Origin of the sequence: Corynebacterium sp. Marseille-P8863 (assembly GCF_946902955.1) — a bacterium.
Classification (GTDB): domain Bacteria; phylum Actinomycetota; class Actinomycetes; order Mycobacteriales; family Mycobacteriaceae; genus Corynebacterium; species Corynebacterium gottingense.
This window is the reverse complement of the sequence record NZ_CAMPQC010000009.1, coordinates 32,256-54,780: the sequence shown is the minus strand read 5'-3', so window position 1 is coordinate 54,780 and position 22,525 is coordinate 32,256. Positions and strand designations below refer to the sequence as shown.

Below are 22,525 nucleotides of genomic sequence, written 5' to 3'. Positions count from 1 at the left end.
TCCGCGACCGTGGCAGGGCATTCGACTAAACTTGGTGTGGTTCACATTGTCGCCGTAAGGAGATAGCACGTGTCTTTCGAAAATATCGAGGACGTAACAAAATTCATCAAGGACGAGGAAGTCGAATTCGTCGACGTCAGGTTCACCGACGTTCCCGGCCGCGAACACCACTTCTCCATCCCGGCGTCCATGTTTGATGAGGATGTCATGGAAGAGGGCCTCGCATTCGACGGCTCCTCCATCCGCGGCTTCACCACCATTGAAGAGTCGGACATGACGCTCATGCCGGACCTGGCCACCGCGAAGCTGGACCAGTTCCGCGAGGCGAAGACGCTGAACGTGAAGTTCTTTGTCAACGACCCGTTCACCCACGAGGCCTTCTCGCGTGACCCGCGTAACGTGGCGCGCAAGGCGGAGGACTACTTGGCGTCGACAGGCATTGCGGACACCTGCAGCTTCGGTGCCGAGGCCGAGTTCTACCTCTTCGACTCCATCCGTTACGAGGCCGAGGGCCACCGCGCGTTCTACGAGATCGACGCGGAAGAGGGCTGGTGGAACCGCGGCAAGGAATCCGACGCCGACGGCAACCCGAACCTGGGCTACAAGAACCGCTACAAGGGCGGCTACTTCCCGGTCCCGCCGTACGACAAGACCGTCGACGTGCGCGACGCGATGGTCCGCAACCTCGACCAGGCCGGCTTCCACATCGAGCGCTTCCACCGCGAGGTGGGCAACGGCGGCCAGCAGGAGATCAACTACCGCTTCAACACCCTGCTGCACGCGGCTGATGACCTGCAGGACTTCAAGTACATTGTGAAGAACACGGCGACCCAGTTTGGCAAGACGGCGACGTTCATGCCGAAGCCGCTGGCCGGCGACAATGGCTCGGGCATGCACGCCCACCAGTCGCTGTGGAAGGACGGCGAGCCGCTGTTCTACGACGAGTCCGGCTACGGCGGCCTGTCCGACCTGGCGCGCTGGTACATCGGTGGCATCCTCGAGCACGCCGGCGCCGTGCTCGCGTTTACCAACCCGACGCTGAACTCCTACCACCGCCTGGTTCCGGGCTTCGAGGCGCCGATCAACCTGGTGTACTCGCAGCGCAACCGCTCCGCCGCGATCCGCATCCCGATCACCGGCACCAACCCGAAGGCCAAGCGCATTGAGTTCCGCGCGCCGGACCCGTCGGGCAACCCCTACTTCGGCTTCGCCGCGATGATGATGGCCGGTATCGACGGCATCAAGAACCGCATCGAGCCGCACGCCCCGGTGGACAAGGACCTCTACGAGCTCCCGCCGGAGGAAGCGAAGGAGATCCCGCAGGCACCGACCTCGCTCGAGGCCTCGCTCGCCGCCCTCGAGGCGGACCACGACTTCCTCACCGAAGGCGACGTCTTCACCGACGACCTGATCCAGACCTACCTCACGCTCAAGCGCGAGGACGAGATCGCGCCGGCCCAGCTGCGGCCGACGCCGCTCGAGTTCGAAATGTACTTCGACTGCTAGCTCGCGCGCGTCAGTCAAAACCCCGAGGGTGTTCCCTCGGGGTTTGCTTATGCTCGGATTCCTAAGTCGAAGTCATCGACTCCGGAAAGGCTCCGCGGGTCAAGGCGGGTGGTGATTCCGATCCTATTCCGGAGCTCGTCCGGCACGGACTCCTCCCCGTGGATTCGGGTCACGGCGTCGGTGAGCTCGAGTGCTGCGCACTCTTCGTCGGAGAATTGCTCCTTGTAGTCGGTCCAGCGCTCGGTGCTGCTGATCTTTTCTTCGCCCCAGCCGTCCTTCTTCGCATCACGACGGTGCATGGCCAGGCAATACACGCAATGGTTGAGCGCGAAAGCCCGCAGCTGCACCAGGTGCGAATAGCGCTTGTCGACGCGCGCTTGTCCTACGTTTCCAGCCCGAGCATTGGCGCGTAGGCGACTTTCGAAATTGGTTTTCTGTGTGCAGTCATAGAACGATGCTACGCGGCCCGGACCAAAGTGGCCCGGGCCGCGAGTGCATCGTTTCTCGTGGGTCGCGTTCTTAGCCTTCCTGCGGCTCGATGATTGTGGCCTTCGCCTCGACGAACTCGATGCCGTGGCCCTGGCTGCCCAGTGCGATGGTGTCGCGGTCCAGGATGTAGACGTCCGGGTTGGCCTGCAGGATAGTCTTCAGGTTGTCGGCGGCAGCCTCTGCCGCCGGGTCGCACAGCGCCTGGGTCTGTGCAAGATCGCCGACGTGCAGCTTGCCCTGCTCATCGAAGTGATAGGTCCCGTTGCCTGAGTTGCATCCGTCGCCGTAGGTCAGGGTGCCGTCCGGGTTGAACTCGATGGTCACGTTCTCGTTGGCCTTCGCCTGCAGCGGGCGCTCAACAGCGGGGCCACGCAGGTGCTCGGGTGCCGGCTGCGCGTGCTCGGGCAGGGCAGTAATCAGGCCGCCCTGCTCGGCCGGAGCATCCGGCAGCTGAGCGCTGGAGCCCGGCAGCGCCGGTGCGCCGCCGATCAGGATGGAGCTGAGCCCCGCAGCACTCTCGACGATCGCGGGGTCAGACGACAGCCCCTGCGGCAGCTCCTGCGCGTGGGCGGTGCCGGTGGCGCCACCCATCAGGGCAACGGCAATGGTTGCGGTGGACAGTTTCTTCATGATCTTGGAAACCATGGCCCTCAACCTACCGAGCAAAACCGCCAAATCAACCACCTTGAGAGAACTAGAACGGTATCTCCAGGGCACTCCTAAACGCGGCGGTCGAAGCTGAAAGTCGCATGAATATCAGCGCGAACAGTTGACAATCCGTTTGGTTTATACAACCCTCTGAGTCATGTCCCCAAAGAAAAGACCTGTGGATCCGATCTTTAACCGTATCCGCGTGCTGCGCACCGAACGGGACATGTCGCGCGGGCAACTCGCGGAAGCGGTTGAAGTCAATCCACAAACCATCGGAGCGCTCGAACGCGGCGACCACTACCCCAGCCTCGACCTCGCCTTCAAAATCTGCGACGTCTTCGGGCTGCCGGTGGAAGCCGTGTTCTCCCGTACCGAGTTCACGCCAATGTCAACCGAGATCTACCGCACACCCTAAACCTCGAAAGGACTCCCCATGGTGCCGAAAGATGTTCACGCGATCGTCGTGAAGCGAAAGAGGCTCACCCTGGCCACCGACGTCGGAATCGCAATAGTGCTGCTCGCTGCGGTCCTCCAATTTTTCAACCCCACCGTGTCCACTGCGCTGTGGCTCGGTGGGGGTGCGCTCGCCGCGGTCGGAATCTTGCTGCTTCGCAAGTCCATCGGCGGGGCCGACATGCCGCGCGCCGAGCTCGACGAGTACGAGACCCAGCGGCACATCGAGGCTCGCGACGAGGGACTAAGCTGGTCCATCTTCTCCTCAACCGCCATGTTTGTCCTGGCAGGATTCCTGGCGCTCGCGAGGCGCTTCGGATTCGAACCGTCAAGCCTGGACGTGGCGCTGTTCTTTGCCAAACTGCTCTTCTGCCAGATGCTCTGGATCCCGTTCGTGGTGGCGCGCTCGCTGGCGGGCAAGATCAACCGCGACGCGCTCATCGCCGGCGAGTAGCTACTGCGCGGCGGCCTTGGTGAACTCGATCGCCTTCGCCTGGCTCCCGAGCGCGACGCCACCGTTAACCTGGTACACGGCCGGGGCGGACTGCAGCACCGACTTCAGTGCGGCGGCGTTGTTCATCGTCGCGGAGTCGCACATGACGCGGGTCTCCGAAAGGCCGCTGACGTGCAGGGCGCCGGCGTCGTCGATGGTGTACAGGCCGTTGCCGGAGTTGCAGCCGTCGCTGTAGGTGAGCGTGCCGTCGGCGCGCAGCTCCACGGTCATCGCCTGGCTCTGCTTCGCCTGAAGCAGCCCGGTCACCGCGCGCTGCGCCTGCGACTTGGGCAGCGGCTGCGCGTCGGCGGGCAGGGTGGTCACGACGGAAGACTGCGACGCGCGCTGCTCCGCCGCCTTCCCGCTCGCGCCGCCAAGCACGGTGGCGTTGAGCTGGCCGAGCCGGTCGGTATCGACGTAGTCGGTCACGTTCAGGCTTGCGACGCTCGGCACAGACGACAGGTCCTGCGCCCCCGCCGTACCGGCGCCGCTAAGCGCCAGCACGCCGATCGCCGCCGCGGCGGCCGTCTTGGTGGTCAATTTCCGTACGATCTGGTTAGCCATGCGGACCAACGTACCGGCGCCCCGGCGCGATGTCCCGCGGAACGAACACGTCTCATGAAAGCGTTACGGTCCTGCCAACGCGCACCAAGGTCGAGTGTGGGGTGGTTTTTGCTACGCTTGAGGGACTTTTACGCTACGTCGATAAGGAGCCCCCATGCCGTTTCGTTTCCGCCGCTCCAAAAAGTTCGGGCCATTCCGGTTCACGATGTCCGGCTCCGGCCTCTCCGCGTCCGTCGGCTCCGGGCCGTTCCGCTACACGTTCAACTCCAACGGCGGCCGCACGCGCACGATGCGCACCGGTATCCCGGGCTTGCGCTACGAGGAGCGCGACACCCCGAACCAGGTGCGCAGGAGGAAGCGCGCGAAGCAGCAGCGCAAGCAGGTTGGTAAGGAGCAGGCTAGCTTCGACAAGATTTCGCAGCAGTACCGCTAGCCACCAGCCACCAAATCGCGGCGGTGGCGAGCACGGTCGCGCCTATCGACGCCACCGCATCCCCCACCGTCGCCTCAGCCAAGCCCGCAACGGGCACGTGGAAGGGATCCGGTAGGATCGCGAGCGTGTTCGCCACGGCGTGCACTGCCAACGACGCCTCTAGCCCGCCCGTTGCCCACGTGAGGAACGCGCCGCAGAGCGCGAACGTCGCGACGCTGAGCTGGCCTCGCCAGCCGTAGTCGTGGACGGAGACGAACATCAACGCGGGGACGAGGTAGGCCACCCACGGCGAGCGGGTCCACTGCCCTACTGCCTGCACCAGCGAGCCGCGGAACACCAGCTCTTCCGACAGCGCCTGCAGTGGGATGAGCGCGACGAGGATGCACAACGCACCGAAGTTCTCTGCGGTGAACGCACCGTCCGCGGGTTCGCTCCGCCACAGCGTGTACCCTAGCTCCGCACCGAACGCGACGAGCGCCGGCACCAGCGCGATGCCGAAGATACGCCACCGGAAGCGGCGCTCCACCGACCACAGCGCGGCCGGGCGCCGGCCCCGCAACCACGCGGCGATGAACGCCGCAGGGATCGTCGCGCCCTCTATTGACCCCGCCGCGAGCGCGAGCCAGGGCGTGTCCACGAACTCGAACTCGCCCATCGCTTTGACCGACGGGTTGAAGAACTGATCCGCCGCGCTGAAGAGCGCGAGCATCGCGGCGAAGATGCCGAAGAAGAGTATGAGGACGACGACGAGCTCGAGAAGCGGACGCCACCAGGCAACGCGCGGCGCCCCGTCGCGGCCGAGCAAATGATAGGAACCCATACCTTCAAGATACGCCGCTGGGGTGGGGTAACGTGGCGTCGTGAAGCAATAGGAATTACCATAAGCCCGTGACTGACAAATTTCGCCAACTCCCGCCCCCGGGCCCCGCGTGGGGCGGCAGCCTCATGGGCACCTCGATCGTCGCGCGCCTGCTCGTCGAGGAAGACCTCCTCTTCCTCGCCGGCGTCTTCGCCGCCATCGCGTGCGTGATCCTGGTCGTGCTCACCGTAGGCTTTGCGCGCTACCGCCAGCCCAGCTTCGAGCGCACCACGATGGCCGAGTGGTCGATGTACTTTATCGGCATCCTCGCGCTCGGCGCCGCGCTGTCCGGGCTCACCGGCGACGGCGTGTACAGGCTCATCGGCTTCTGGATCGGCGGCCCAGTCACCGTCATCACCTGGGCGATCCAGCTCACGCGATTCGACGGCCAGCCCCGGTTCACCTGGGGCCTGCCGCTGGTCGGGCCGATGATTTCCGCGTCCGTCTCCGGCTGGCTCGCGCACGACTACGGCCCGCTCTACCACGTGATGGGCACCGCCCTGTTTGTCATGTCGCTGCTTACCGCGGTGCCGACGTTCGCCCGCGTCTACTGGGCCGCCTGGCACGGCCGCGTCGACTTCGAGGGCGCGAAGTCCGCCACCGCGTGGGTGCCACTCGGCGTGGTCGGGCAATCCACCACCGCGATGCAGATCCTTTTCCCGGGCACGGTCTCCATCTACTACGGCCTGGTCGCGCTGATCATCGCGATCCCGCTCGCGATCTACGCCATGATCACCTTCTACCCCAACGCCGCGCGCTGGGTGCCGTACTCGCCGGCGTGGTGGTCGTGCACCTTCCCGCCGGGCACCGTCAGCATGGGCGGACACCAGATGGCGATGGTCAGCGGGTCGCAGTGGCTGGACGCGATCGCACTGAGCATCCCGGTGCTGCTCGTCGCGCACTGGGCGCTGTGCTCGAGCCGGTTCGTCAGTTGGGTGGTGGAGGGGCGCACGAGCTAGGCGCGCACCGCGAGCACCGCGTAGGTGTAATCCAGCAGCGGGGTGGGCACGCCCGCGGCGGCGGCCTGCCGGCGGATCGCGCCGACTTGCGCGTCGAGCTCGCTGGGCAGTCCGTCCGCGATGTCGCGCTGCATCGAGCTCGTCGCGCCCGCGTACTGCTGGTCCGCAAACGCGAGGGTTTGCGAGACCGCGTCCGCCGGCAGCCGCACGCCAAGCCCGCGGGCTGCGGCCTCGACTTCTTTCATCAGGGCGCGGAGTTGGGGGCGCAAAGCGTCGCGAAGCACGCCCATCGGCACGCCGGCCACCGCGCCGAGCGCGCCCGTCGTGGTGACAAACATGGCTTTTGACCACACGTCCGTAAGCACGTCGCCCGGCGCGTACAGCTCGCCGCCGATCCCCGCCTCATCCAGCGCCGCGCGGAACGTCCGGGCAGTTTCGCTTATCGACGCCCCCGCCACCGGCCCAAAGCTCAACGCCAAAGGCCCGGGATTGAGCACGATCTCTGCCGGCCCGACACGCGTGGCGTAGCAGCGGGCCACCCCGGCGAGGACCCGGTCGGCGCCGAAAATGCGCGCGGCGGTGTCGTGGATTTCGACCGAGTTCTGCGTCGTGACGATGGGCACGCCGCCGAGCTGCCGCGCGTCCGCGAGGTCCGCGAACGTCGGGTTATCCGGCAGCGCCTTCGTGGCGACAACCACGATGTCCGCCCCGCCCATCAGGTCCGCGGCCTCCCCGGCGTGCTCCGCCGCGTGGACCCGGACGGCGCGCGCCGGCTCGTCGCCGCGGCTGAGCAGCACGCCGCGCTGCCTGAGCGCCGCGAGCGTCTCCCCGCGCGCGACAAACGACACCTCGTGACCAGCCTCTGCGAGCACGCCGCCGAAGTACCCGCCGATCGCGCCCGCACCAATGCACACCACCTTCATGGTGCACAGTCTATCCGCGCGCACGCCGCCGCGTGCGCCTTTACTCCGGCGGCGACGGCCCCGCGTAGGTGGGCTCACCGGCCGGCGCGCCCTGGGCCGGCCCGCCGATCACGGCGCCGGTATCGGCGTAGGCCCGGCCGGTGAAGCGCGGCGCGGCGTACTTCGGACCGACCCACGCGATGCGCCCGTTGATGCGGGTCATGCGGCCGCGCTTCGGGTCGCCGTTGACGGCATTGTGGTGCGGGCACAGCCAGCACATGTTCGCCGGGGTGGTCTCTCCCCCGTGCGCGTACTCGGTGAGGTGGTGGGCCTGGCACTTGGAAATCGGCGCGTTGCAGTCGGGCCAGCAGCACGTCGGCGAGTCCACCTCCAACGCGAGCCGCTGCACCCGGGACGCAAGGCGCATGCGGTGGGTGTTGATCGGGCCAAGGTGCTCCGCGGCGAGCGTGATGTAGCCGTCCGGCAGGATCCGGCGCTGGAGCAACTGGCTGGTGGTCATGCGCACCCCGGTGTTGGTGACCACGACCGGCTCGGTGTCGTCCCTGTCGTCGGTGCCGGCGAGCACGTGGTCGATGTCCTTGTCGGTGACAATCGCGTGCACCGCCACCGGCGCCTGGACGATGCGCCGGTTGTTGACAATCCAGTCGATCGCATCGATGGGCTTGCCCCGCTCGTCGGGCGTCTCAAAGGTGGTGACCACGTCCTGCAGTCGGTTGGTAGGGCCGGTGAGCCGGATGATGAACTTGTCGTTTTTCATGTCGCGCTGGATCCGCACCCCGTCCTCGGGCACGCGCGGCGCGATGAAGTCCTTGCGCAGCCGGGCGGCCTTCTTTGCGATGGTGGCGGTATCCCCCTGCGCGGCGCACAGTTCGGCGGTGTATTCCCAACGCTTGGTCGGGTTGCTGATGCGGCGAGCGGTGCGCTCGATCAGCTCCAGCGTCTCAATGCAGTGACTGTTGGCTTCCGCCGCGGAGCGTGCTTCGGCCTGGTAGCGCGAGTGGTTGGTCGGCCGAAAGAACCGCCGCGCGAGCCGCACCAGCGTATCCGCGTAGTCATCGGCCGCGCCCATCCCTACAAGCGCGGGCGCGTCGAGCCCGGCCTCGTGGACGAGCCGGAGCGCGGCAATACCCCCAGCGCGGAAGGCCAAAAAGGCCCGTAGTTGTTCCTCCCCCATAGGCCCACAACCTAGCCCACCCCCACGCACCCCGCAACCGCAAGGTTCAGATCCACCGCGATCCCACCGACGCGCCCGCGGGACGTGAACTGCCACACCTGCGGTGCCGGGAACCCGAGCGGCCGCGGCCACGGCCCGAGGCGCGCGGGGTCGGTCACCGAGTTGTCGCCCCACTGCGCCAACCACAGCGCGCCGAACTCCGCCGGGTTGGCAAGGCACATGTGCCGCCGCCAGTAGCGGGCGGTGGTGTAGATACCGGCGACGGGGACGTCAGCGGCGCGGAAGGCGGTGGCGGCGGCGCGGACGTCGGCAAGCGAAAGCCCCGCGGGTGACTCCACGTCGAGCCACATCGGCAACCGCCTCCCACCCAACACGTCGAGGGCGGCGCCGACCTGCTCGGCGACGGTCGTGCCCTCCGACGGGCTGCGCAGGTAGTGGTAGGTGGACAGGGAGCAGTGGGACGAGTGGGCGTCGAGAAGCAATTGCTCGAAGCACGGGTCCTGGTAGGTGCCGTCGGTGGTGCGCAGGACCGCGAAGTCGAAGCCGGCGAAGTCGAGGCCGGCCTGGTATTCGGAGCAGTCGACGCCGAGCCTCACCGCTTCGACAGCCCCAACCGCGGAGTGAACGACGCCGGGTGGCGGCGCTGCGCAGCCGCGTCCGCGATGGCCAGGCGCCACTTCGGGTCCGTGACGGGCATGCGCGAGATGGGGAACCAGCCGACCTCGGTCGACTCGTCGTCGCCCACCACCGGCTCCGCGGCGGGGTCTGCCGGCTCGAGGCGCAGCTGCACCGACATGTAGCTGGCCTGATCGCCGTTCGCGTGGGTGATCGGGCCGACGGACCCCGCGCCAAGAATCGCGGCGGGCGTGGCCTCGATGCCGGTCTCCTCGCGCACCTCGCGCACCGCCGCGTCGTGCGGCTGCTCGCCCGGCTCCGCGATCCCGGTCACCGGGGTCCACTCGCCGTTGTCCGCGCGGCGCACGAGCAGCACGTCCGGCACCGCCCAGGCGGACTGGTCGGCGGAATCGCGCAGCACGATCGCGGCGACCGACGGCAGCCAGAGCGGGTCGTGGCCGATCTTCTCGCGGATCTGCACGATAAATTCCGGGATTGGCACGGCGTGTCCTTTCGTTCGTCGTTCGCGTGCCCACGAGTCTACGTCGGCTAGGATGAGCTGCGATGCACACCCTGAAGCGCCTCCCCAAAGCCGTATTTATCACCGTCTACGGCGCGGTACTGATCGCGCTCGTGGTCATGATCGCGGCGCTGACCAGCTACCAGACCAACGCGCGCACCACGCAGACGACGCCGGCGCCGCCGGTTACCGCCTGGAACCCCGCGCCTGCCGACGCCCCCAACGTCGCCGCCAGCGTCCGCCCCAACGTCATCGCCGACGCGCAGGTAGGCGCCACGAAGACCGGTGTGATGCTGCGCGGTGACCTCACCCCCACCGCCATGGTCAGTGCGGAGACAGCCGGCCACATCTCGCGCCTGCTCGAGCAGAACTGCCTGGACACGCTCACCCTCGAGACACCCGACAACATGCGCTTCGAGCTGCTGGGCTTTTGCTTCACGACGCTCCCGCCCCAGACCATCGCCGACCTCCTCCACTTCGGCGACGAGCACGGTGCCAACTCGGTCACGGTGACCAACAACCTGGAGCGCCAGGGGGGCGGCCAACTCGCGCAGCTGTACTGGCTCGACGCGACGCGCGAGCAGGTGGAGGCGCTGCAGCCCGCATGGGAGGAGTTCGGCCTACGCCCGTACCTGGACCGCGCGACCTTCGAGGCGTTCACGGAGGACGAGCTCACCATCATGGAGGCGAATCCCTCGCGGCCGCACACCTACAAGCACGAGCCAACCGGCGCGGCGCTGCGCGAGAAGTGGGGCATGCCGGAGCCTGGCGAATCCTGGTAGCTTCGCAGCGCAGCGCTACCAGCGCTGCGTCTCCCACTGCGCGTCCGGCACGACCTGGTCGATCACGGTCATCATCTGCTCGACGTTTGAGTAGGACATGAGCTTGGGGTTCTCCATCCCCTCCCAGCAGTCCTCGCCGCTGCGGCCGGCCTCCGTGCCGGAGACGATACCGATGATTACGGCGCGGCCGTTGACGTGGGTGAACACCGGGCCGCCCGAGTCGCCGGCGGCGGCGCAGACTGCGGCGATGTCGCCGAAGGTTTCGCGGTCTTCGTCGTCACCCGCGTTCACGATCTGCACCCGCTGCGTGTCCTCGAACTCGCCGCAGGTGTAGCCGGTCGTGGCGCCGGTTTTGCAGACGTGCCCCACCGGTGGGACTTCGTCGGCGATGCCGGTGGGGATTGGGTCACCAATCACGTCCATGTAGCGGTCCGGGTCGGTGATCTTGATAATGCCAACGTCGATGCCGTCGGAAGCGCTGGCGTCGTGAGCAAACAACCCCGAGTAGACGAACTGGCCGACCTCGTGCGCGTAGTCGAAGGCGCGCGAGGCGTTCGTGGGCCACACGAGGTCACCGGCGTGGCCGCAGTGCCCCGCGGTGACGGCGTAGTGCTGGCCCGCCGCGTCGCTGAAGCTGAACGCGACGGTGCACGACTGCGCCGTGAAGCTCTCGCCGGGCTGCGGCTGGTGGTCTGTCGTCTGGATGCGCGTACCGGGCGCCCACAGCGCGAACGTTGGCACGCGGACCAGATTGGCCTGGCCGCCAGACTCGGCGGCCTCCGTCTCCAGCGGGGTCTGCACCGCCTCGCGCGCCTGACGCTCCTCGACGGAGCCGGTGGGCAGCTGCGAGGTGGTCAAGCCGAGCCACGCCACGGAGGCGACGAACAGGGCGACCGCGACGATGCAGACCACCCAGCTCACGGTGCGTGCCGTGGTGCTGCGCGGGGCGGGTGCGGCGCGGTGTTGCGGCGCGGGCTCCGGGAACGTCCAGCGCTCGCCGTAGGTCGGCTGGTACTTCCTGGCGTGGTTGCCGGTCGATGAATCGTTTGGGTGGGTCACGCTACTCGGCGTCCGAGTGCTCCTCCGCGTCGTTTTCCGACTCAGCGCCGGCGGATGCCTGGATCTTTAGGTCGCGGATGAACTTCTCCGGGTCGAACTCGGTGAAGTAGTCGGGGCCGGCGAACTGTTCCTGTGCCATGGTGTGCTCCTTTTCGTGCTGGGGCTTACTGCCCGAGGGTATCGACGATAAACTGCTTGACGCGCTCCGCGTCGTTGGGCAGGTCCGTGACGTGGCGGTCGGCGGCCAAGATGGAGGCGAAGCGCTCCGGCACCTGCGGCTCGCGGCCGGTCGCCTCGACGATCGTGTCGGCGAACTTGACCGGCAGCGCGGTCTCCAGGACCACGATGCGGGTGTCGGTCTCGTCGGCAAGGCCGCGTGCGACGTGGATGCCGTCGGCGGTGTGCGGGTCCACCATTACCCCGTGCTCCTCCCACGTCTGCTTGATCGTGGCGAGTCGGTCGGCGTGGGTGGACGAGCCCGAGACGAAGCCGAAGTCGTTCCGGATGCGGTCCAGGACCTCCTGGCCGCCCAGATCGTCCAGGTCGAAGCCGCCCTCCTTCACTTTGGTACCGAAGAGGCGCTTGGTGGCGGAGGCGTCGCGCTGGAGGGCGTCGAAAAGCATGCGCTCGAAGTTGGATGCCTTCGAGATGTCCATGGACGGCGACGAGGTGGCCTGGGTTTCCGCCGAGGAGCGCGGGCGGTAGTTGCCGGTGCGGAAGAACTCGTCGAGCACGTCGTTTTCGTTCGTGGCCACGATGAGGCGGTCGATGGGCAGGCCCATGCGCTTGACGACGTAGCCCGCGCACACGTCACCAAAGTTGCCGGTCGGTACAGCGAACGAGAGTTTTTCGTCGTTCGACTCGGTCACGCGCAGGTAGGTCGAGATGTAGTAGACGGTCTGCGCAAGCAGGCGCGCCCAGTTGATGGAGTTCACCGCGCCGATGGAGTACTTGGCCTTGAAGGCGGCGTCGGCGTTGACCTCCTTGACCACGTCCTGGCAGTCGTCGAAGACGCCGTCGAGGGCGATGTTGTGGATGTTCGGGTCGTCCAGCCCGAACATCTGCGCCTGCTGGAACGGGGTCATGCGGCCGGCTGGGGTGAGCATGAAGACGCGGATGTTGTTGCGTCCGCGCATCGCGTACTCGGCGGACGAGCCGGTGTCGCCCGAGGTCGCGCCCAACACGGCGAGCGCCTCGCCGCGGCGGGTCAGCTCGTACTCGAACAGCTCGCCGAGCAGCTGCATCGCCATGTCCTTGAACGCGGCGGTGGGGCCCTCGGACAGGTGGGCGATGGAGAGCGTTTCATCCAGCTCCGTGACCGGAACGATGTCCGGGTGCGCGAACTTGGGAGTGCTGTAGGCCTTGGCGGTGAGTTCCTCGATCACCGCTGGCGGGATGTCGTCCACGAACAGCTTCACAACCTCGGCCGCGAGGGCTGCGTACCCCTCGGCGGCGAGGAGGTCACGCCAGGCGTCGAGAAGCGAAGGCTCCAGGCGCGGATACGTGGCCGGCATGAACAGACCGCCGTCGGCGCTCAATCCCCCGAGCAGGATGTCGGTGAACTTGTGCGGTGAGGCGGTCGTATCGCGAGTTGAAATGTAATCCACGGGCGTCGAGTTTACGGGACCGGGTTGGAATTCGTAGATATTTTTGCGGCGCATCGGGCTGCGCAACGTGCACGAGTTCCCTCAAAGGTATTCCCAATTAAACATAACGGGCGTTAGGGTATTACCATTCATTGCCATGGCAAACAATCATCCACGCGAACAACTGACAACCAAAGCCCTTATCGTGTGGTTCGGCGCAGTCGCTGTGTATGCCGTAGCCATCCTCGGCCGCACCTCCTTCGGTGTGGCAAGCGTGGAAGCTATCGACAGATTCAACGTCGACGCATCACGAATCGCAGTCTTTACCGCAGTCCAGGTCGGCGTCTACGCCTTCGCGCAGATCCCCACCGGGCTGCTCATCGACAGGCTCGGCCCCCGCTTCATGCTCGTCGCCGGCGCCATCATCATGGCCGTGGGGCAGATCGTCCTCGGCCTGACCACGTCGTACGGCGTAGCCATTGTCGCCCGCGTCCTCATCGGCGCCGGCGACGCCACCGCGTTCCTGTCCGGCATGCGCATCCTGCCCTACTGGTTCCCGCCGCGGAAGACCCCGCTGTTCACCCAGCTCACCGCGGCGCTCGGCCAGCTCGGCCAGTTCCTCTCCGCGGTCCCCTTCCTCGCCCTGCTCACCGCCAAGGGCTGGACCGTCTCCTTCGTCTCCCTCGGCGCGCTCGGCCTGCTCGTCGCGCTCCTCGCCGCGATCGCAGTCGCCGACACCCCGGAGTGGGCCGAGATGACGCCCGGCCAGCGCCGCGAGATCAAGCAGCAGCGCCAGGACGACCGCACCCCGATGAAGGAGGTGCTCGGCGTGGTCCTGCGCTCCCCCATCGCCTGGGAGGCCTTCTTCATCCACGGCTGGGTCATCTTCTGGATGTTCAGCTTCTGCCTCCTGTGGGGCCTGCCGCTCATGACGCTTGGCATGGGCCTTACCGAAAGCCAGGCCGGCACCGTGCTCATCCTGTTCACGGTGGTCAACATCGCCTCGGCGCCGTTCGTCGGCGCGGTCTCCGCCCGCATGGGCTCGAGCCGCGACCTCGGCGCCCTCATCCTCGGCGGCGTCACCCCGCTGGCGTGGATCATCTTCTTCCTGCCCAGCGAGCCGCGCAGCTACGCGGCCATCCTCACCATGGCCATCATCATGGGCCTGTGCGTGCCCACCTCGAACTTCGGCTTCGACGCCGTGCGCGAAAACCTGCCCACCAACATGGTCGCCACCGGCACCGGCCTGGGCAACATGGGCGGGTTCGTCGCGACCATGATCGGCGCGCAGACCGTCGGCGTGCTGCTCGACCACTCCTCGCACGGGCAGACCTACCAGTGGCACGACTTCCAGCTCGCCTGGATCGCCTTCTACGTCACGGCCGCGGTGTTGCTCATCGGCCTGCTCGTGTCGCGCCGCAAGGCGCAGCGCCTTACCGCGACACCGCGCGTCAAGATCGTCAACGAGGCGCCCGCCGAGCGGCAGAAGCTGCAGCAGGCGTAGCCCCTACCGCCGGGGCGGCTCCTGGCGCCCGGTCAGGATGTCAACGACGGAGCGGATGGCGGCGTCGCCAAGCTGCGGCAGCTGCCCGCCCGTCGCCGGTGCGTGCTCGCGCGCGGCGCTGCGCTCGGTCCGCGCATCGGGCTCGATCTCGAGCGACAGCGTCGTATCTTCAAGGTGCAGCGCGGCACGCTTATCGACGCCCGCCACACGCGCCCCCTCCACCAGCGCCACCAGGTCGGCGTAGGTCGCATCGGTCAGATCAATGGAAAAGTGAACAGCCATGCCCCCACTCTACGGGCGCGAGCGGGAGACGGCGCTAATCAAACTCGCGGGTGGGCTTTTCCCCCCAGAACACCTCTTCAATCACCTGGTGAGCCCGGCGCGTGATGCGCAGGTAGTCCTCCAAGAACTGCTGCTGGTCGTCCGGGTCGTAGCCGGCGGAGCCCGCCACCTGCGCCAGGTGCGGCCCCGGCGCGGGCAGCTGGTCGGTGCGCTTGCCGGAGACCAGCACGAGCGCGCTGCGGGCGCGCGTGGCCGTGAGCCAGGCGGTCCGGAGGATCTCCGCCTTCGACGCGGCCAGCACCTCCGGGTCGTCTAACTCCGCGAGGAAGTCCAGCGCGTCCAAGGTGGACGTGGTGTGGAGCCCTTGGTGCTCGTGGGCGTGCATCATGGTGAGGAGCTGGACGGTCCACTCGACGTCGGCAAGCGCCCCGCGCCCCAGCTTGGTGTGGGTAGCGCGGTCGGCGCCGCGCGGGAGACGCTCGTTGTCCACGCGGGCTTTGATGCGGCGGATCTCGCGGATGTCGGCTCTGCTCGCCCCGCCCTTGGGGTAGCGGAACTGGTCAATCATGTGCAGGAACTGCTCGCCGAGCGGCGCGTGGCCGGCCACGCCGGTGGCGCGCAGCAGCGCCTGCTTCTCCCACACCTCGCCCCACTCGCGGTAGTAGCGCTCGTAGGAGGCGATCGTGCGCGCGACGGCGCCGGAGCGGCCCTCGGGGCGCAGCCCCAGGTCCACCTCGAGCGGCGGGTCACCGGACGGCTTGGCCAGGCGCTTGCGCATCTGGTCCACGATGCGAGCCGCCCACGCGGTGGCGTCGGACTCGGAGGTCTCCCCCACGGGCTCGGCAACCACCATGACGTCGGCGTCGGAGCCGTAGCCCAGCTCCGCGCCGCCGAGCCGGCCCATGCCGATGAAGGCGATGCGCGCCGGCTGCTCGGTAAGCTCCTGGTCCTGCAGGTCGGCGTAGATTTCAGATTCCAGCGCCGCCTGGAGCACCGCCTCCCACACGATGGTCAGCTCGGTGCACACCTGGCGCACCTCCATCAGGCCCAGCAGGTCCGCAGACGCGATGCGCGCCAGCTCCGCGCGGCGCAGGGAGCGCGCCACCGCGACGGCCTTGTCGGGGTTGCCGCGGTGCCGGTTGGCGGAGTTGATGATCGCCTTGTACACCTGGTCCGGCGCGGGTTCGAGCAGGCGCGGCCCGCTGGAGCCGTCGCCGAGGAGCTTGACCACGTCGGGGGCGGAGATGATGAGGTCGGAGGTGTACGGCGAGTTGCCCAGGATGTGCATGAGGCGCATGCCGACGACGCTTTCGTCGCGAAGCATGCGCAGAAACCAGCTGCGATCCAGCGCGGCGTCCGACAGTTTGCGGTAGTTGAGCAGGCCTGCGCCCGGGTCGGCGGTGCCGGCGAGCCAGTGCATGAGCGTGGGCAGGAGGATCGCCTGCAGCTTCGCCTTGCGCGAGGTGCCCTTGACCAGCGCGTTGAGGTGGTCGTAGGCGCGCGCGGGGTGGCGGTAGCCCAGCGCGGCCAGCTGCGCCTTGACCGCGTCGGCGGAGAAGGTCGCCTCGCCGATGGACAGGTCCACGACGGCCTCCAGCAGCGGGCGGTAGAAGAGGCGCTCGTGCAGGTTGGACACCACCTGGCGCAGCTGCGACAGCGCCCGCTGCATCTCCTCGACCGCGGTGCGGCGCGCGGTCGCCTGGAACCCGGCGGCGCGGGCGAGCCAGCGCAGCCGCTTCTCGTCGTCCGCGTCGGGCAGCTGGTGGGTCCGCTTGAAGCGCTGCAGCTGCAGGCGGTGCTCCAGGAGTCGGAGGAACTCATAGGCGCGGATGAGTTTGCTCGTGTCTTCGCGGCCGACGTAGCCGCCGTCGCGAAGCGATTCGAGCGCCGCGACCGTGTTGGGGTTGCGCAGGTCGGCGTCGATGCGCCCGTGCACGAGCTGCAGCAGCTGCACGGCGAACTCCACGTCGCGCAGGCCCCCCTCCCCCAGCTTCAGCTCGCGCTGCCGCAGCGACTCGGGCACGTTGGCCAGCACGCGCCGCCGCATCGCCTGCACGTCCTCCACGAAGGATTCGCGCTGGGAGGCCTCCCACACGAGCGGAGCAAGCGTATCGACGTAGCACTGCCCCAACTCCAGCGACCCCGTCAGCGGCCGCGCCTTGAGCAGAGCCTGGAACTCCCACGTCTCGGCCCACCGCTTGTAGTACGCCACGTGGCTGTCCAGGGTGCGCACCAGCGCGCCGGCCTTTCCCTCGGGGCGCAGGTTGCCGTCCACCTCGAAGAAGCAGGCGGTGCCCAGCTGCATGAACTCGCTGGCGGTGCGGGTCGCCTTGGCGGTGGCGTCGTCGGCGACGAAGATGACGTCCACGTCGGAGATGTAGTTCAGCTCGCGGGCGCCGCACTTGCCCATGGCGACGACGGCGAGCCGTGTATCCGGTTCCTCGTCGCCGTAGACGTGGCGGACGGCGACGGCGAGGGCGGCGGTCAGCGCGGCGTCGGCAAGCGCGGTCAGCGTCTCGGTGGTGCGGGTGTAGCCGAGCGGTTCCGTCCCGCCGTGGCCTTTCACCGGGGCGAACGTGCTCGCCAGGTCCGCGGCGGCGACCCGCATCATGAGCGTGCGGTACGCGTCGCGCAGCGCCTCCTTCGCGGCGTGCTTATCGTCGAAGCGCGCGCCGGCGCGGTACGTCGCCTCCGCGATCGGCGCGGCGTCCACGGCGGCGAGCATCGCCTCACGCATCTCCTCGGCGGTGGGCAACTCGCCCGCCAGCGCGCGCCACTGCCCCGGGTTGGCCACCAAGTGGTCCGCCAGCGCCGTCGAGCCGCCGAGCAGCGCGAAGAAGCGCGTGCAAAACGCCGGATCGGCCGCCAGCTGGTCGCGCACCTCGGCCCACTCGCCCGGCGCGTGCTCCTGCAGCGCCCCGGCGAAACGGTGCGTGTTGTTCAGGGCCAGGTCGGGGTCACCGGTGCCGGCGAGGGTCCAGAGCGAGGGGGCGTCGACAAGCGAAAGCTCCTCGATGTCCTCCGCGGCGCGCGGCGAGACGAGGCCGAGTTTTGCTGGGGTGGGAAGCGCCATATTAAAGGTCCATCCCACTCTCCAGCTCCCACGGGGTGACCTGGCAGGTGTAGTCGTGCCACTCGTCCCACTTGGCGCGCAGGAAGTACTCGAAGACCTGCTCGCCGAGCACCTCGGCCATGAACTCGGACTGCTCGAGGTAGCGCAGCGCCTGGTCGAGCGAGTTGGGCAGGTCGCGGTAGCCCATCGCGCGGCGCTCGCGGCGGGTGAGCGAGAAGACGTCGTCGCGGGCGGGCTCGTCCAGCTCGTAGCCCTGCTCGATCCCGCGCAGGCCGGCGGCCAGGACCGCCGCGTAGGCCAGGTAGGGGTTCGCGGCGGAGTCCAGCGAGCGGACCTCCACGCGGCGCGACTCCGCCTTGTGCAGCCGGTAGGTGGGCACGCGGACCATCGCGGAGCGGTTAGACACGCCCCAGGTCGCGGCGGTGGGCGCCTCGGAGCCGAACTGGAGGCGCTTGTAGGAATTGACGTACTGGTTGGTCAGCGCGGAAATCTCGTTGGCGTGCTCGATGATGCCGGCGATGAACTGGCGGCCGGTGCGCGACAGGCTGATCTCATCGTCCGGGTCGTGGAAGGCGTTCTCGTCGCCCTCGAACAGGGAGAAGTGCGTGTGCATGGCGGAGCCGTCCATGTCCCGGAACGGCTTGGGCATAAACGTCGCGTGCACGCCGTTGGCTTCGGCGACCGTCTTCACGATGTAGCGGAACGTCACCACGTTGTCCGCCATGGTCAGCGCGTCGGTGTGGCGCAGGTCGATCTCCTGCTGGCCGGCGCTGGCCTCGTGGTGCGAAAACTCGGTGACGATGCCCATGTACTCCAGGGCGCTGATCGCCTGCCGGCGCAGCTTCGGCGCCTCGTTGCGCTTGGCCTGATCGAAGTAGCCGCCCTTGTCGGCCGGCCGCGGATGCTCGCCCGGTTCGAAGGGCTTGACCACGTAGAACTCGATCTCGGGGCTGGCCAGGAACTCAAAGCCCATGTCGCGGGCGTTCTGGATCTGACGGCGCAGCACCTGCCGCGGGTCCGCGTAGAGCGGATCGCCGTCCGGCATGGTGATGTCGCAGAACATGCGCGCGGTCTGCAGCCCGGAGTCCTCGTCGAACGGCAGCGCCTGGTACGTCGACGGGTCCGGCTTCAGCAGCGTGTCGGACTCGGAGATACGGGTGAAGCCCTCGATGGAGGAGCCATCAAACCCCGCGCCCTCGTCAAACGCGGATTCCAGCTCCGCGGGAGACATCATGACCGTCTTCAGCGAGCCGAAGATGTCGGTGAACCAGAGCCGCAGAAACGCGATGTCCTGCTGCTCTACCTTGCGCAGGACCTCTTCCTGTTGAGTGTTCATACGGCCCACTGTAGCCGGGCTAGACTCTATGCCAGCCGAAGTGAGGAGAGGAACGTATGCCAAAACCACAGGAATTTCTGGAACTCGAGGTCAAGCTCGCCGTCGACGCCGAGACTAAGCCACCGAAGCTTTCGCTTATCGACGCCACACTGTCCCCCATCTCCACCACCACCCACGAACTTTCCGCCATCTACTTCGATACCGCGGACCTGCGCCTGACGCGCTCCAAGATCACCCTGCGCCGCCGCACCGGCGGCAAGGACGCCGGCTGGCACGTCAAGCTGCCTGGCGAGGGCGGCGGGCGCCGCGAGCTGCAGCACCCGCTGTCGGACGGCACCGGTAGTGGCAACGGGGGTGGCAGCGATGCCGACACCGTCCCCGAGCCGCTGCTGGACGCGGTGCGCGACGTACTCGGCCCCGTCCACCCGCCGCTGAAGCCGATCGCGCGCGTGGACAACCGACGCGTGGAAACCGTGATCGGCGTGCGCTACCCGGACCCGGCCGACTCGCTCGCGGTGGCGGAGTTCTGCGACGACCACGTCTCCGCCGAGTCCTACTTGCCCGGCGGCACGGCCTCCGAGTGGCGCGAGTGGGAGCTTGAGCTCACCGACGCCATCGCCGGCACCCCCGCCGGCGAGCGCCTGCTCAGCCGCGCCACCGAGGCCATGCTGGCCGCGGGCGCCCGCCGCGCGGACTCGCCATCCAAGCTGGCCACGGCGCTCGGCGACAGCTTCAACAACGCGCCCCTGCCGTCCGCGGGCACCGGCGACGCGGCCGCCGACGCCGTGTACGCCTCGCTGCGCGACAAGCGCGACGCCATCCTGAGCTGGGAGCCGCGCGTGCGCGCCGACGAGTACGACTCGGTCCACCAGATGCGCGTGGCCACCCGCGAGCTGCGCTCCCTGCTGGAGACCTTCGACGGCGTCATCACCGCCGGCGACCTCGCCCACCTCGAGGCGGAGCTCAAGCACGCCGCGGCGGTCCTCGGCATGGCCCGCGACGCCGAGGTGGTCGAGCAGCGCTTCCACGACCTGCTGGCCAGCGACCAGTCCGACATGATCGACGTGATCACCGCCGCGCACATCAACCGCGACATGCGCGGCGTCTACGAGGAGGCCCACGCCGACATCGTCGACATGTTCGACTCGGAGCGCTTCACCGCCCTGCTCGCCGAGGTCGACGCGCTGCTTCACGACGCCCTCACGCCCCACCTCCCCGGTGAGGTTGATGAGGATGAGGGTGGCGCGGACAAGCAAGAGCCCGAGGAGCCCGCCGACGCGGTGCTCTACGCGCACCTGCGGGCGGCGTACAAGAAGCTGAAGAAGCGCAACGCAAAGGTGGAAAAATACTACGGCGACACCTCCCTGCCGCTGCTGCAGCGCGAGTCGTACGTGCACGACGTGCGCAAGACGGCGAAGAAGCTGCGCTACGCCGCGGTAGCCGCCAAGGACGCGGGCCTGAAGACTGGGCCGCTGGCCAAGGCGTGCAAGCGGCTGCAGACCATCCTCGGCGATTTCCAGGACGCGGTGACCGCGCGCGAGCACATCGAGCGCCTCGCTCGGGCGGCGCGCGACCGCGGCGAGGACACCTTCGCGTACGGCATCCTCTACCAGCGGGAACTGGAGATCGGGCGCGCGGCGCTCGAGGGCTACCCGAAGGCGATCAAGGACATCAAGAAGGCATTCAAGCAGGTGTAGAGCCGGGGGCGGGGCTCGCGTCCTAGTCCTCCCAGGCCTCGTCCTGGTCGTCTGCGACCTGGTTGCGCTGCGCTGCGGTCTCCAGGGCGCGCTCCGCCTCCTCGCGGGTGTCGTACGGGCCCATGCGGTTGTCCCAGGACGCAACCTTGCCCTGGGTGACCTCGCCGGTGGACGGGTTGAAGTAGAACTTTTCGTCTGCCATGGTCGGCTCCTTCGTGTATTCCGGGGGTTCGCGGTGAGCCGCGAACGGTGGACATTTTGGCCCACCATACCCGCCAACGGCGGTTGGTAGTCTGGAGTTTCCTCGTATATATCCCCCTTTGCGCAGAGTGGAGAACGCTTTATGTCTTTGTGGCCTGCCCCCGACGCCCAACCATCCGACCTGGTGGAACGCGCTCGCAAGGAGCACGAACGGCGCGTAGGCGCGCAGCCGGCACACGTCGCCTCCGCCCCGGCGACGTGGATCCTCGCCGGGGAAAACGTGGACCACTTCGGCGGCGCCACGCTCATCGGGCTCGGCGGGCTGCGCGCCTCGGTGGCGGTGAGCCCGCGCGACGACCATAAGCTCCGCTTCGCGGCCTCCGCGCCGGGCTCGGAGCCGGTCCTGACCACCGCCCCGCTCGGCGACCCCGACGGCGCCGACCACCCCCTGGGCAAGCGGTGGGCCGGCCTGGTCCACCAGCTGATCCAACGACAGGTGCTCTCGCGAGAAACGGCGGGCCTGGACGTGACGGTCGTTTCCGACATCCCGCTCGGAGCCGGGCTCGGGGCGCTGTGGGCCGCGGACTCGGCCATGTGCCTCGCCCTCGCCGCCGGACACGGCGACATCAACGACGCGCCCTTCCGCGCCCGCCTCGCCGACATCGCCGCCCACGCGGTGGAGACGTACTCGTCGCTCAACGGCCTGCGCTCCCGCCACACCGCGGCCCTGCGCGCCACCGGCAACGGCATCGCCGTGATCGATTACGCGGACGGCTCGCTCACCGAGGCCCCGCACCCGACCCGCGAGGGCGTGCGCATCTTCTCCGTCGCGGAGACGTTCGGTGAGGCGGACGCGGGCCAGGTGGAGGGTATCGCCACGCACCGCGCGTTCATCAGCGCGGCGTGCGCCAACTTCGGCGTCCACTCGCTGCGCAAGCTGCCCGACGCCATCGAGCGCGTCGTCGAGTGGGTCCAGGCGCGCCACACCGTCGGCGACGCAACCGCGCCGGCGCCGGAGACGGCACGGGCGTGGGTCCACTTCTGCGAGGCGGAGACGCTGCGCAGCATGGCGGTGGCCAGGGCGCTGCGGTCTCGCCACACCAACGACCTGTTCGCCCTGGTGAACTCGCCGACCGAGCTGCGCGGACTCAATATCCCCGCCGAGCTCGGGGCCCTGTGCCGCGAGCGGGGCGCGCTCGCGGCACGGCCCGCGGCCACCGGCACCTCCAGGGCGGTGCTCGCGATCGTGCCGCGCCGGGACGCGGACGAGTTCGCCCGCCGCATGGCCGAGCAGTTCGACGTCGTCGAGATCACGCCGGGCGCCACCGCGCGCCTCGAGGACGCCCCTGCGTCCTAGTCAGCAGGC

Annotated in this window: 24 protein-coding genes; 9 read left to right on the top strand and 15 right to left on the bottom strand. The window is 68.2% G+C overall.

From position 1 onward, the window contains the following. Positions 1-69 precede the first annotated feature (69 nt). Positions 70-1,506, top strand: coding sequence for a type I glutamate--ammonia ligase (glnA, locus tag OVO38_RS08120; RefSeq protein ID WP_095278165.1), 1,437 nt, complete (start codon positions 70-72; stop codon positions 1,504-1,506). Positions 1,507-1,553: 47 nt separating this feature from the next. Here the strand turns inward: glnA and OVO38_RS08115 are convergent, their stop codons facing one another. Continuing rightward, a complete protein-coding gene (locus tag OVO38_RS08115; RefSeq protein ID WP_267208201.1) occupies positions 1,554-1,853 on the bottom strand; it encodes a carboxymuconolactone decarboxylase family protein in 300 nt (99 codons plus the stop codon). A 172-nt stretch (positions 1,854-2,025) separates the two neighbouring features. After that, positions 2,026-2,640 carry an META domain-containing protein gene (locus tag OVO38_RS08110; RefSeq protein ID WP_267208200.1) on the bottom strand — a complete coding sequence of 205 codons (615 nt, stop codon included), beginning with the start codon at positions 2,638-2,640 and terminating at the stop codon, positions 2,026-2,028. Positions 2,641-2,800: 160 nt separating this feature from the next. Here OVO38_RS08110 and OVO38_RS08105 point away from each other — a divergent pair, with 160 nt between their 5' ends. Further along, entirely contained in the window at positions 2,801-3,061 is a 261-nt protein-coding gene (locus tag OVO38_RS08105) for a helix-turn-helix transcriptional regulator (RefSeq protein WP_095278171.1), read from the top strand. Positions 3,062-3,079: 18 nt separating this feature from the next. Further along, the gene (locus OVO38_RS08100; protein WP_267208199.1) at positions 3,080-3,553 is read left to right on the top strand and encodes a hypothetical protein; all 474 of its coding nucleotides are present in this window, start codon (positions 3,080-3,082) and stop codon (positions 3,551-3,553) included. Here OVO38_RS08100 and OVO38_RS08095 read toward each other — a convergent pair whose 3' ends face one another. Next, entirely contained in the window at positions 3,554-4,156 is a 603-nt protein-coding gene (locus OVO38_RS08095) for an META domain-containing protein (protein ID WP_267208198.1), read from the bottom strand. Positions 4,157-4,310: 154 nt separating this feature from the next. Here OVO38_RS08095 and OVO38_RS08090 point away from each other — a divergent pair, with 154 nt between their 5' ends. Beyond that, positions 4,311-4,589, top strand: coding sequence for a DUF4236 domain-containing protein (locus tag OVO38_RS08090; protein ID WP_267208197.1), 279 nt, complete (start codon positions 4,311-4,313; stop codon positions 4,587-4,589). Here the strand turns inward: OVO38_RS08090 and OVO38_RS08085 are convergent. Next, positions 4,555-5,409 (bottom strand): CPBP family intramembrane glutamic endopeptidase, encoded by an 855-nt coding sequence (locus OVO38_RS08085; protein WP_267208196.1) that lies wholly within the window; start codon positions 5,407-5,409, stop codon positions 4,555-4,557. The genes OVO38_RS08090 and OVO38_RS08085 overlap by 35 nt on opposite strands. Before the next feature lie 68 nt (positions 5,410-5,477). Here OVO38_RS08085 and OVO38_RS08080 point away from each other — a divergent pair, with 68 nt between their 5' ends. Next, positions 5,478-6,407: a TDT family transporter gene (locus OVO38_RS08080; protein ID WP_267208195.1), complete on the top strand. Its 930-nt coding sequence runs from the start codon at positions 5,478-5,480 to the stop codon at positions 6,405-6,407. On the opposite strand, the gene OVO38_RS08075 is transcribed toward OVO38_RS08080, so the two are convergent. From OVO38_RS08075 to OVO38_RS08060, 4 genes are read right to left on the bottom strand one after another with little or no spacing between them, the layout of a single operon-like run. After that, the gene (locus tag OVO38_RS08075) at positions 6,404-7,330 is read right to left on the bottom strand and encodes a 2-dehydropantoate 2-reductase (RefSeq protein WP_122085528.1); all 927 of its coding nucleotides are present in this window, start codon (positions 7,328-7,330) and stop codon (positions 6,404-6,406) included. The genes OVO38_RS08080 and OVO38_RS08075 overlap by 4 nt on opposite strands. A gap of 40 nt (positions 7,331-7,370) precedes the next feature. Beyond that, positions 7,371-8,504 carry an HNH endonuclease signature motif containing protein gene (locus tag OVO38_RS08070; protein ID WP_267208194.1) on the bottom strand — a complete coding sequence of 378 codons (1,134 nt, stop codon included), beginning with the start codon at positions 8,502-8,504 and terminating at the stop codon, positions 7,371-7,373. A gap of 11 nt (positions 8,505-8,515) precedes the next feature. After that, positions 8,516-9,100, bottom strand: a complete 585-nt coding sequence (locus OVO38_RS08065) for a GH25 family lysozyme (protein ID WP_144717481.1) — start codon at positions 9,098-9,100, stop codon at positions 8,516-8,518. Continuing rightward, complete coding sequence (locus OVO38_RS08060; protein WP_267208193.1) at positions 9,097-9,621, bottom strand: NUDIX hydrolase; 525 nt, start codon at positions 9,619-9,621, stop codon at positions 9,097-9,099. Before OVO38_RS08060 ends, OVO38_RS08065 begins: the two co-directional genes overlap by 4 nt. Positions 9,622-9,683: 62 nt before the next feature. Here OVO38_RS08060 and OVO38_RS08055 point away from each other — a divergent pair, with 62 nt between their 5' ends. Next, complete coding sequence (locus OVO38_RS08055; protein WP_267208192.1) at positions 9,684-10,421, top strand: hypothetical protein; 738 nt, start codon at positions 9,684-9,686, stop codon at positions 10,419-10,421. 15 nt (positions 10,422-10,436) lie between these two features. On the opposite strand, the gene OVO38_RS08050 is transcribed toward OVO38_RS08055, so the two are convergent. Genes OVO38_RS08050 through thrC form a run of 3 tightly spaced genes read right to left on the bottom strand, consistent with a single transcriptional unit; the run spans position 10,437 to position 13,087 of the window. Next, a complete protein-coding gene (locus OVO38_RS08050; RefSeq protein WP_267208191.1) occupies positions 10,437-11,480 on the bottom strand; it encodes a S1 family peptidase in 1,044 nt (347 codons plus the stop codon). 1 nt (position 11,481) lies between these two features. Beyond that, positions 11,482-11,619: a hypothetical protein gene (locus OVO38_RS08045; RefSeq protein WP_167457398.1), complete on the bottom strand. Its 138-nt coding sequence runs from the start codon at positions 11,617-11,619 to the stop codon at positions 11,482-11,484. A gap of 25 nt (positions 11,620-11,644) precedes the next feature. Beyond that, positions 11,645-13,087: a threonine synthase gene (thrC, locus tag OVO38_RS08040; protein ID WP_095546971.1), complete on the bottom strand. Its 1,443-nt coding sequence runs from the start codon at positions 13,085-13,087 to the stop codon at positions 11,645-11,647. Positions 13,088-13,223: 136 nt separating this feature from the next. Here thrC and OVO38_RS08035 point away from each other — a divergent pair, with 136 nt between their 5' ends. Further along, positions 13,224-14,570, top strand: a complete 1,347-nt coding sequence (locus OVO38_RS08035; RefSeq protein ID WP_095538072.1) for an MFS transporter — start codon at positions 13,224-13,226, stop codon at positions 14,568-14,570. A 3-nt stretch (positions 14,571-14,573) separates the two neighbouring features. Here OVO38_RS08035 and OVO38_RS08030 read toward each other — a convergent pair whose 3' ends face one another. The 3 genes from OVO38_RS08030 to OVO38_RS08020 are packed head-to-tail and all read right to left on the bottom strand — an operon-like array spanning position 14,574 to position 19,261. Next, positions 14,574-14,852: a hypothetical protein gene (locus tag OVO38_RS08030; protein WP_095538071.1), complete on the bottom strand. Its 279-nt coding sequence runs from the start codon at positions 14,850-14,852 to the stop codon at positions 14,574-14,576. Positions 14,853-14,886: 34 nt separating this feature from the next. Continuing rightward, on the bottom strand, positions 14,887-17,925 hold the full coding sequence (locus tag OVO38_RS08025) for a bifunctional [glutamine synthetase] adenylyltransferase/[glutamine synthetase]-adenylyl-L-tyrosine phosphorylase (RefSeq protein ID WP_267208190.1): 3,039 nt from the start codon (positions 17,923-17,925) through the stop codon (positions 14,887-14,889). A gap of 1 nt (position 17,926) precedes the next feature. Continuing rightward, a complete protein-coding gene (locus OVO38_RS08020) occupies positions 17,927-19,261 on the bottom strand; it encodes a glutamine synthetase family protein (protein WP_095534934.1) in 1,335 nt (444 codons plus the stop codon). Positions 19,262-19,317: 56 nt separating this feature from the next. Here OVO38_RS08020 and OVO38_RS08015 point away from each other — a divergent pair, with 56 nt between their 5' ends. After that, on the top strand, positions 19,318-20,958 hold the full coding sequence (locus OVO38_RS08015; RefSeq protein WP_267208189.1) for a CYTH and CHAD domain-containing protein: 1,641 nt from the start codon (positions 19,318-19,320) through the stop codon (positions 20,956-20,958). A gap of 22 nt (positions 20,959-20,980) precedes the next feature. On the opposite strand, the gene OVO38_RS08010 is transcribed toward OVO38_RS08015, so the two are convergent. Continuing rightward, positions 20,981-21,160, bottom strand: coding sequence for a hypothetical protein (locus OVO38_RS08010; protein WP_095278206.1), 180 nt, complete (start codon positions 21,158-21,160; stop codon positions 20,981-20,983). A gap of 141 nt (positions 21,161-21,301) precedes the next feature. On the opposite strand from OVO38_RS08010, the gene OVO38_RS08005 reads away from it, so the two are divergent. After that, positions 21,302-22,516 (top strand): galactokinase, encoded by a 1,215-nt coding sequence (locus OVO38_RS08005; RefSeq protein WP_267208188.1) that lies wholly within the window; start codon positions 21,302-21,304, stop codon positions 22,514-22,516. The last annotated feature ends 9 nt before the right edge of the window (positions 22,517-22,525 follow it).

Bases quoted from the DNA above. Each gene is read 5' to 3' on its own strand.
- OVO38_RS08015 (WP_267208189.1), top strand. From the start codon at position 19,318: ATGCCAAAACCACAGGAATTTCTGGAACTCGAGGTCAAGCTCGCCGTC.
- OVO38_RS08070 (WP_267208194.1), bottom strand. From the start codon at position 8,504: ATGGGGGAGGAACAACTACGGGCCTTTTTGGCCTTCCGCGCTGGGGGT.
- OVO38_RS08025 (WP_267208190.1), bottom strand. From the start codon at position 17,925: ATGGCGCTTCCCACCCCAGCAAAACTCGGCCTCGTCTCGCCGCGCGCC.
- OVO38_RS08010 (WP_095278206.1), bottom strand. From the start codon at position 21,160: ATGGCAGACGAAAAGTTCTACTTCAACCCGTCCACCGGCGAGGTCACC.
- OVO38_RS08095 (WP_267208198.1), bottom strand. From the start codon at position 4,156: ATGGCTAACCAGATCGTACGGAAATTGACCACCAAGACGGCCGCCGCG.
- OVO38_RS08020 (WP_095534934.1), bottom strand. From the start codon at position 19,261: ATGAACACTCAACAGGAAGAGGTCCTGCGCAAGGTAGAGCAGCAGGAC.
- OVO38_RS08100 (WP_267208199.1), top strand. From the start codon at position 3,080: ATGGTGCCGAAAGATGTTCACGCGATCGTCGTGAAGCGAAAGAGGCTC.
- OVO38_RS08030 (WP_095538071.1), bottom strand. From the start codon at position 14,852: ATGGCTGTTCACTTTTCCATTGATCTGACCGATGCGACCTACGCCGAC.
- OVO38_RS08045 (WP_167457398.1), bottom strand. From the start codon at position 11,619: ATGGCACAGGAACAGTTCGCCGGCCCCGACTACTTCACCGAGTTCGAC.
- OVO38_RS08105 (WP_095278171.1), top strand. From the start codon at position 2,801: ATGTCCCCAAAGAAAAGACCTGTGGATCCGATCTTTAACCGTATCCGC.
- OVO38_RS08110 (WP_267208200.1), bottom strand. From the start codon at position 2,640: ATGGTTTCCAAGATCATGAAGAAACTGTCCACCGCAACCATTGCCGTT.
- OVO38_RS08075 (WP_122085528.1), bottom strand. From the start codon at position 7,330: ATGAAGGTGGTGTGCATTGGTGCGGGCGCGATCGGCGGGTACTTCGGC.
- OVO38_RS08055 (WP_267208192.1), top strand. From the start codon at position 9,684: ATGCACACCCTGAAGCGCCTCCCCAAAGCCGTATTTATCACCGTCTAC.
- OVO38_RS08005 (WP_267208188.1), top strand. From the start codon at position 21,302: ATGTCTTTGTGGCCTGCCCCCGACGCCCAACCATCCGACCTGGTGGAA.
- OVO38_RS08035 (WP_095538072.1), top strand. From the start codon at position 13,224: ATGGCAAACAATCATCCACGCGAACAACTGACAACCAAAGCCCTTATC.
- OVO38_RS08090 (WP_267208197.1), top strand. From the start codon at position 4,311: ATGCCGTTTCGTTTCCGCCGCTCCAAAAAGTTCGGGCCATTCCGGTTC.
- OVO38_RS08085 (WP_267208196.1), bottom strand. From the start codon at position 5,409: ATGGGTTCCTATCATTTGCTCGGCCGCGACGGGGCGCCGCGCGTTGCC.